Here is an 8,841-nt window from a genome sequence, read left to right on the forward strand (position 1 = left end):
ATCCTTTATCCTTCATCCTTCTCAATTTGCCAACCTTAACAGAAACCGCATTAAATAACGTTCCTTTTCCAATTGGTAAAATTCCAAATCGCCTCCCCAAGAACGGAGGATGTTTTGACAAATAGTCAAATTCATGCTATTGGGAAACTCGATCGAGGAAGAGGCGATGGCTGGGTTGGGCATAGCGATCGCATTTTGGCAATCAGCGAAAGAATCAGATTCGCCCATCAAAAATTCCAACAGAGGAGGGGGAGCATTAATGCTATCGGTGGGATCTGGCTCCGGATTGAGGGTAGAGTACCAGAGATGAAGTTGAGTTTTGGCTGGAGTTTGACAGCAAAATGTCAGAAAAAGTTCAAATAGGATACATTCCAGTTTGAGGCGATCCGCAAAAACGCTTAATTTAGAAGGCTTGTGAACTTTAACTCCAATCTGACGGCGCTCGTAGAGAGATTCCACCCGACCGAGCGATCGCTTCAGTATACTGGCAAATGGGATTGCACCCAGGTTTGTTGCCAGTTGCCACTCTTCGTCTTTGAGGATGGGGGTTAACATAGCGAGAGTTGCTTCTAGCTGATGGAGGAGTTGCTGATTCCGCATCAGTTGGAGCGGCTGGGGGGATAAAATAGTGCCCCGGAATTCGGAAGTTGGCAGTTTTCCTAGTTCCCCTGCCTCTGCGATCCCCTGCTCCCCTGCTCCTGCGCTCCCTCTCTCTCGCTTTCCATTTCTGCTGGCATCAAGATCTAATAAAGAGTTAACACTCTCGCGCACTGACTGATGGAGCATTTCTAAGCACCGATGTTTGTACCAATTTAAGGTTTGCAAATCTTCCCCTGCTCGCGCCTGTTGATGAAGGCGGTATCGATAATGGCGAAACCAGGTAAATTGTTGGGTGAGGGTTTCCAGAGATGGTAAGAGGTTCACAGGCCATTGTCGTTCTTTGTCATCGCACAGGAGTAAAATATCCGTAATTGGATTTTCGTCTTGGTGAAGTGCAATAATTAATAACTTACTAATACCGGAATTACTAAAGGATTTACGAGTAGCAGGAGATAACTGCGCCACGGAACAAGAAACAAAACGACGAGTAGTCAATGCTTCTTGAATCGGCGCATTATTGGCAATAGGAATCATTAAGTCTGGCGCAAGAGCAAAGCGCGGATTTTGGACTAGAGCAGTTGTCACCGTTGCCCAAGGATTTTGGGGTGTCCAACTAATTAGGGCCGCCACAGGACAGTCTAGCAGATTGGCTAAATATTCGATCCAAGTCCGTTCAAATTGAACAGGATCGGATGGCGCTAGCACAAGTGTGGATAAGCCAGATTGCAGTGTTTGATAGACAAGAAGTGATTGTTTAGCACTATCAGAATAGTGGTTGAGGGTAAGTAGCAAATTAATTTGGTGAGTAACTGTAGTCACCAACGCACGCTCAGTACGGTTCCAGGTGCGGGGGGTACTATGACCAACGATTAAGAAGGGTAAATCGTCAAGTAGCTCTTGTGAGTTATCCCGTTTGCTCATCTGACATAATAACAGCGATCGCACTCCCAATTGACTTAAAGATTCCTTCCATTTAGGTAGCCGCAAATTTTCCTCTAAATCTTCAATCGTCATCGCTTCAGTCTTGTTACCCAACCACTGCCGATCCTTTGGTTCAAGAGGTGCTAAAGGTACAGTAAGGGGACGACGATTTAATGGCTGAGTACTGAATATGGGATGAAAATGACCGTTTTTCTGCGGTTGCAAAATGATAACATACTCTGCATTTAAACGCTTGCACAATAGCTTTGAACAGTTTTTCATCGCCACTTCTTTACTAACACTTTGCACCATGGCTTGGGCAATTTCAGCAGCAAAGTTAATATCATTTAATGCCAGATCGAACAGGGATTCTATCTTTTCATTAGCCACCACCAAACCAATCAATTGAGCCGCAGCGCTGACATACTTTCGTTCTACCTCCTCCCAAATGCGGGGGTTATTATCTTCCACTGATAGAAAACCCAGGAGTTCTCCCTGGGCTTGAATGGGGGCTGCCAGAAGGGATCGCGATCGCAATCTTTTAAGCAATCGTTCGGTACTTTCCGCCCTAAGCATACTTTTTCCCGCCCCAATAGTCACGAGATTGCCATCAACCATCGATTGATAAAAATCACTGGCTTCTGCAACCATTAACCCGGCTGTAGTACTTCTTAAATCTGCTAATTTATGGAGGGTTTGCCTACTGCCAACTCGATGCCAAAAGTAGCGACGTTCCGGAGAATACCAGTAAACATTAGTGCGACTCCCAGAGATAAATCCTTGAGTCATAGATACTAATTTATCTAGGCGCAGGGCTATACTGGGAAGTTCTAGGAGTTCATCAAGAACTTGAAATAGGGATTGATCCGGGCGTTTGGTGGACGAATGCTGCCAATTCACTTCAATTTGGTATAGCGCTGCCGCTAGTCCCCCTAGGAGTAAGGAAAACTGGGCTTTTTCCCCAGAAGATTGGGAAATACCCCATCCCTGCCACCCTAACAGAGCTACCCCAAAACAGCGGTCTTTGCAACGTAAGGGGTATAAAATAGTCCCCTGAATACCAAAGTCTTCCGCTGCTTTGCGCCATTCTCCTCCTCGCATCTCTTGTTGGAGATTAGCAATGGTTATTGGTCTCTGCTGGATCACCACCTGCTCGAGAATATCCCCTGGTAAGAGGTTAAACCGCTGTTTGAGGAGGGTTGTGTCATTGGTGGGGGCAAAACCACCTTTACCGAATAACCGATGTTCTAGGCGATCGTAAAGACCAATCCAAATTAGGCTATAGTCAAACTCGCTATGGAGGTAATTCAGGGTAGTTTCAATGAGAACATCAGGATTTTCCTCTTCCCGTAAGGTTTCGACAACTCGCCCCAAGGTAACGAGTTTATTTTCATTCCATGGCTCTTGGTTTTGCTCACCGCTCATATTTATCAAAACTGCGAGGGAACGGGGAATAGGGAATGGGGAATAGGGAATGGGGAATCAATAAGGGTTTGACTGTTATATTGCCTGTTTCCTGTTCCCTTTTCCGTGTCTTAGATACACATAACCAACAAAGCAATAATGATAAAGGACTCCTGACATTGGATATCTATAAAACTATTATTCGCCCAATTCTGTTCTCTGGATTAAAAGTAGATCCCGAAATCGCCCACCAACAGACTTTACGACTCTTAAGTTGGTTGTCTGACGCTAGGGAAATTCCTCTGTCTCACTGGATAGCATCAAGATTAGAGCAATCCTTTGCTCTGCGAGATGTTCGCCTGGAGCAAACCCTCTGGGGGCTGAAGTTCCCCAACCCCCTGGGTTTGGCAGCAGGATTTGATAAGGATGGGGTGGCTGCGAGAATTTGGGGTAATCTTGGTTTTGGCTTTGCCGAATTGGGTACGGTGACGCTTCACCCTCAATCAGGAAACCCTCCTCCTCGTCTATTTCGCTTAACTCAAGATCTTGCTGCTCTCAACCGGATGGGATTTAATAATCAAGGTGCAGCAGCTTTAGCCTCTCGATTATCCTCAATTAGGGAAAAATCTTCAATCTCAATCCCCATCGGGATTAATCTCGGTAAATCTAAGATAACACCCCTCGAACAAGCCGCAGCAGACTATTTGGGCAGTTTTCGTCTCCTGAAGGATTTGGGAGATTATTTTGTTGTCAATGTCAGTTCCCCGAATACGCCGGGATTGCGCTCTCTCCAAGATGCCACACAACTGAGTTTAATTTTGGATGGACTGCAACAGGAAAATCAAGGGCAAAAGCCTATTTTAGTCAAGATTGCTCCCGATTTGGAATGGGATGCGATCGCAGATGTGATTCGCCTTGCCCAAACTTATCAGTTATCGGGCATTGTGGCGACAAATACTACTATTCGTCGCGATATGTTAAAAACTCAGATTATTGAGACTACAGGTAAATCTGTTACAGAGGAAGCGGGTGGGATTAGTGGCGCACCGTTGCGGAATCGTTCGACTGAAGTGATTCGTTTTATTCATCAACAAACTCAAGGTAATTTACCAATTATTGGCGTTGGTGGTATTTTTACTCCTGATGATGCTTGGGAGAAAATTACCGCAGGTGCGAGTTTAATTCAAGTTTATACTGGATGGATTTATGAAGGACCATTGATGGTACGTCGGGTAATGGAAGGGTTGTTACAAAGGTTGGGTGAACGGGGCATAGAAAAAAGTTTTGAATTTTGATTTCTCAGTTATAGCAGTCGCCCGTGTTAGGACAAGGGGATGGCAGCCCATTGTTAAAATTTGCTAGTTTAGAATGTCTTAATTCTTGTGGCTGTTGCTATAAAATTCAGAACTCAAAACTCAAAACTCAAAACTCAAAACTCTCCTCCCTATTCCCTCAACAACTGACTAAACTGTTTCAACACTTTCAATACGGTGTATAAGTCATCCCGGCTATCAAGTGAGAATCGATACGACTGAGCATACTTTGGTGTTCCTTGTTGAGTTAGTTTGAGGAAAACAAAATCAATGCCATTAGAGATAAATCCGAAGGCAGGTTTTTGAGAATTAGGATGAGCCAGCATATAAGCGAGTGCTTGCGGTATCCCTGCTTCCAGAGAGTATAGCAATTTTATTTATTTGTGTGATTTTATAACCAGGATTTATACCAAGCCTCTATCTGTAGGGTGCTTTATGCGACCCTAACGCACCACTCACAATATTAGTAATACTCCTGAATAAGTACTAATAATGATAAATATCAATAAACGCAGTTTCTTGGAGAAACCGGGTTTATTAGTGTGATGGGGCATTGTGAGTCTCCGATCAGTTATAATTTTATTGTGTAGTTAGAGATTGCCAGTACCATAGAGATTTTTCATTATGTCTAACCCAACCATTCGTGTTGTTGCTCGTATTGTTGCCATTCCGGAACAAGTGGAGCAAGTTAAAGTCATCTTAACTGGACTGATTGAAACAACAAGGGGTGAAGCAGGTTGTATCCAATATGAATTGTTACAAAATCAGGCAGATTTAACAGATTTTACCTTTGTTGAAGAATGGGGCAGTGCAGGAGAATTAGATGCCCATTTAGGTAATACACATATCCAATCTGCTATTGAGCAATTAGATGGATTGCTTGTTGTGCCACCAGATATCCGTCGCTATAACAAAATAGGTTAAATTGGGGAGTGGGGGAATTTTTGAGTTTTGGGGAGAGTTGCTAGAATCGTCTTTATTTCTAACTTAAATCTTGGATAAGTTGCCATAACCCGACAGTGGTTAAAACCACTGTCTCACAGCTAAAGTCGGTTGAAACCGACTGTGTAATATTTCTAGTGCATTTCAACTCAGATCTTGCAGCATTCTCAATAAGAGGCAGAGCCTCCGGTTTATTGCAACTGGTGCAAGATCTCAGTTTCAATGGACTTTAGCTATGAGACAGAGAATTAATTCTCTGTCGGTTATCGCAGCTAACGGCAGATTGCAATTGAACTTAGAATTGATAAAAGTGTAGAATACCAATTAGCTATTAGCCATGAAAATTTACTACATTACTCTAAATACTTCACAAGAAGCACAAGCAATAAGTCACGCATTACTTGAACAAAAATTAGCTTTATGCACTAATTGGTTTCCGATTACTTGTGCTTACAGATGGGAAGACAAAATTGTGGAAGAAGCGGAAACAGTCTTAATCGTTAAAACCCAGTCTGGTTATCGAGAAGCAATCGAGGAGGTAATTAGTAAACATATTACCTATAATAATTTTATTGCCGAACTTGCACCTGAATCAGTTAATGACGGATTTCTCAAATGGCTAAATGCAGAAGTGGTGGCTAAATTATAGGTAAACGATTGTTATTGTTATAAATCTCCAATAGACGAAGAAACCCGGTTTCGCCGAAGTTACCGGGTTTCTGGATGAGGATACCAAATCCGGGTTATCCACCCCCTGGATTATTCGGCGGTTGAAACCGCTACTAGACAAACGAAGTCTGGATGGTGCGCAGACTAAAAGATAAAGGCTGTATTGAAGCCGGATTTGGTATAAGGAGGATTGCTCAGGCTGATTGGTTTATTGTTTATTATTTAGAAAAAAAACAATCATCAATCGCCAATCACCAATCACCAATGACTTTTTATAAGTTAGTATCTGAACAGGATTACCGCTGATTGACATAACACATTCAAAGTTGATGAAGCCCATCTATTGCACCAAAGGACATGAAAATCCCTCTGGCAGTCAGTTTTGCAGCCGTTGTGGAGAGAAGCTGACTTTCCCCGTCAACCAGGGAATTACACCGGGATTGGTGTTGGGGGAACGCTATCGCATTGTGCGGGAATTAGGGCATGGAGGCTTTGGACGCACTTATCTAGCAGAAGATCTTAACCGATTCAATGAACCTTGTGCCTTAAAAGAATTTGCCCCGCAAGTGCAAGGTACTTACGCCTTACAAAAAGCCGCAGAACTTTTTGAGCGGGAAGCAGGGGTACTCTACAGGCTGCAACACTCGCAAATTCCCAGGTTTCGAGAATTATTTCGTGCCAAATACGAGGAGCGAGGATACTTACTTTTAGTCCAGGACTTCGTAGCCGGACAAACCTATCGTACCTTACTTAGCGATCGCAAACGTCAGGGAATGGGGTTTACTGAAGCGGAAGCGATGCAGCTCCTGCGGCAAATTATACCAGTTTTGGGATATATCCACTCTAAGGGCGCGATTCATCGAGATATCTCTCCGGATAACCTGATGATTCGAGATGGAGATGGATTACCTGTATTAATTGATTTTGGTGGTGTTAAGCAAATAGCGGCAAGTGTCGAATTTCAGTTTGCGGCAGCCCCGACGGTTATTCCCACTCGCTTGGGTAAGATTGGTTATGCCCCCCAAGAGCAAATGCAAAACGGCATTGTTCATCCCAATAGCGATTTATACGCTCTCGCAGCTACTCTATTAGTTTTGCTTACTTCTAGGGAACCACAGCAACTGATTGACCCCCGCACTTTAGGATGGAATTGGCGACGGCATGTTAGTCTTAGTCCCAGCTTTGGTAATGTCTTGGATAAAATGCTGCAACAGAATCCAGGTAATCGCTACCAAAGTGCTAGTGAAGTCATGCAAGCCGTGACACCTCAGCCATCCTTGATTCCCTTGACACCCCTGCCGCCAGTACCGCAGACAGAAGCCGCAGTAGCAGTTGCCCCTCTTGAGGAAGTCTCTGAGCATGAACCTTCCCCTGCCCCAGACACGGCGAGTCCACCCTCTCGTCGAACCCCGATAAAGTCATTAGGTTGGTTCAAAACTTTGCTAATAATATTTGGTTTAATTATTGGGGCTGGTGCATTTGGTTGGTGGGCGGGGAATATGTGGATTCAGTCTAAGCTTGGCTCTCAAAAAAAGACTCAAATTTTTGATAATCCAGTAGTCTCTCCCAACGAGGATACCGAACCCGCAGCATCTACAGAGTTGTCAGCCGAAGAACAAAAACGTAAGGAATCTCTAAGGCAAAAGCGGCTAAAATTGGGGATCGAATATAAGTTTTATGTAAATCTAGTGAATGAGGCATTTTGGACTAAGTATCCTAGGCGAGAAGGGCAGCAGTTGGGGACAGGACCAGAGGATGAAAAACTGAGAGAGGAATGGGATAAAATCGCAGAGGATATCCTGGGGCGCATCGAACAACTAAATTTAAGTCCGGCGGCACGACAGCAGATCGGGCGCTACGATCAAGAAACTCGGGATCGCTGGATTGGTGAAGCAAATCAGCTAAGTCTTAGTAGCAAGTCGCTTTACGATTTAGCCGATGCTAAGTTTTTCCAGCTATTTAAGGAACAACAGGGTCAAGATTTTAGAAATCAGCCTATTGTTCAGGTATGGTTTGCTGTTGTCTCTGATACAGTGAAAGCTTTGAAATCGGGAGAAGGAATAGAAAAGATTGCCTTTGAGTCAGGCGGAATTGGTAAGCAAATCAGTGGGATACTAAAACCTGGAGAAGGTAAGGCATTTATTGCTGAATTGTCTAAAAATCAGGTGATGGATGTTAAGCTGACTGCGAAGGCTACAATTTTGTTCTCTATTTATAGTCCTAGTGGTAAGACAAAGATATTAGAAGATTCGCGCGATCGCAGTTTTTCTGGTACGCTGCCAGAATCTGGTTTCTATGAGTTTGTGGTGGTTTCTAATGCTAGGGAGGCGATTGATTATCAATTCGATTTGACGGTGAAAAACTCGCCATCTTCTGAAGCATCACCATAGTAATGTAAGTTGCTAGTTACTTTTTTTATGAGTGCTAATTGCTAATGGTGGAGTTAGGAAATTACTGATGGGGTGACATCTTATTGTCACCCCGTCAGTAAAAATGAGGGGAGAGTGCGATCGCTTCTCTGAATATAGATTGCTCAAAAGTATTATTACTTCTGAATCTGTGTTCGAGATGGAGCAATCTGTATCATCCGAGATGGATCAATCTGTATCGGAGATGGATTAATCTGTATCGGAGATGGGTTGCGTAACTGATTGTTAATCTCTCCTAACCGTTGACGAATTTCACTTACACGTTGCTCATTACCTATACGTTGATAAATATCATTTGCCAATGTAAGTTGAGAAACTGCTACCTTAAGATTGCCAGTTGCAGCATATATTGCTCCTATATTACTATGAGCCAATGCTTGTCCATCAAGATCATTATTTTTTATGGCTATTGCCAATAATTCCAATGCTTGTTCCAGTTTCGTTGGTCTTGGATAGTTACCACTGATATCATAAACAGAGAGCTTGTTATGATCCACTCCGGGAAAGTCTTTTGAAGGACTGGGTTCATCTTTAGGACTCAGGTTATCTTTTAAATCTTTACC

Annotated in this window: 8 protein-coding genes; 5 read left to right on the forward strand and 3 right to left on the reverse strand. The window is 43.4% G+C overall.

The window, feature by feature from the left end; translation table 11 throughout:
- Window positions 1-21: 21 nt before the first annotated feature.
- Window positions 22-2,946, reverse strand: coding sequence for a GAF domain-containing protein (locus tag NJ959_RS10150; protein ID WP_254011636.1), 2,925 nt, complete (start codon window positions 2,944-2,946; stop codon window positions 22-24).
- A gap of 158 nt (window positions 2,947-3,104) precedes the next feature.
- Between NJ959_RS10150 and NJ959_RS10155 the strand changes: the two genes are divergently transcribed.
- The gene (locus tag NJ959_RS10155; RefSeq protein ID WP_254011650.1) at window positions 3,105-4,220 is read left to right on the forward strand and encodes a quinone-dependent dihydroorotate dehydrogenase; all 1,116 of its coding nucleotides are present in this window, start codon (window positions 3,105-3,107) and stop codon (window positions 4,218-4,220) included.
- A gap of 149 nt (window positions 4,221-4,369) precedes the next feature.
- Here NJ959_RS10155 and NJ959_RS10160 read toward each other — a convergent pair whose 3' ends face one another.
- Window positions 4,370-4,609 carry a hypothetical protein gene (locus tag NJ959_RS10160; RefSeq protein ID WP_254011637.1) on the reverse strand — a complete coding sequence of 80 codons (240 nt, stop codon included), beginning with the start codon at window positions 4,607-4,609 and terminating at the stop codon, window positions 4,370-4,372.
- A gap of 253 nt (window positions 4,610-4,862) precedes the next feature.
- On the opposite strand from NJ959_RS10160, the gene NJ959_RS10165 reads away from it, so the two are divergent.
- From NJ959_RS10165 to NJ959_RS10180, 4 genes are all read left to right on the forward strand, one after another.
- Complete coding sequence (locus NJ959_RS10165) at window positions 4,863-5,162, forward strand: putative quinol monooxygenase (protein WP_254011638.1); 300 nt, start codon at window positions 4,863-4,865, stop codon at window positions 5,160-5,162.
- Between the two features lie 355 nt (window positions 5,163-5,517).
- The gene (gene cutA / locus NJ959_RS10170) at window positions 5,518-5,829 is read left to right on the forward strand and encodes a divalent-cation tolerance protein CutA (RefSeq protein WP_254011639.1); all 312 of its coding nucleotides are present in this window, start codon (window positions 5,518-5,520) and stop codon (window positions 5,827-5,829) included.
- A 152-nt stretch (window positions 5,830-5,981) separates the two neighbouring features.
- Window positions 5,982-6,155 (forward strand): hypothetical protein, encoded by a 174-nt coding sequence (locus NJ959_RS10175; RefSeq protein ID WP_254011640.1) that lies wholly within the window; start codon window positions 5,982-5,984, stop codon window positions 6,153-6,155.
- A 23-nt stretch (window positions 6,156-6,178) separates the two neighbouring features.
- Window positions 6,179-8,239 carry a protein kinase domain-containing protein gene (locus NJ959_RS10180; protein ID WP_254011641.1) on the forward strand — a complete coding sequence of 687 codons (2,061 nt, stop codon included), beginning with the start codon at window positions 6,179-6,181 and terminating at the stop codon, window positions 8,237-8,239.
- 155 nt (window positions 8,240-8,394) lie between these two features.
- On the opposite strand, the gene NJ959_RS10185 is transcribed toward NJ959_RS10180, so the two are convergent.
- Window positions 8,395-8,841, reverse strand: a 447-nt coding sequence (locus tag NJ959_RS10185; RefSeq protein ID WP_254011642.1) for a tetratricopeptide repeat protein, incomplete at its 5' end; no start/stop codon positions are given.

Source organism: Limnofasciculus baicalensis BBK-W-15, assembly GCF_024178385.1.
Lineage (GTDB): Bacteria > Cyanobacteriota > Cyanobacteriia > Cyanobacteriales > Coleofasciculaceae > Limnofasciculus > Limnofasciculus baicalensis.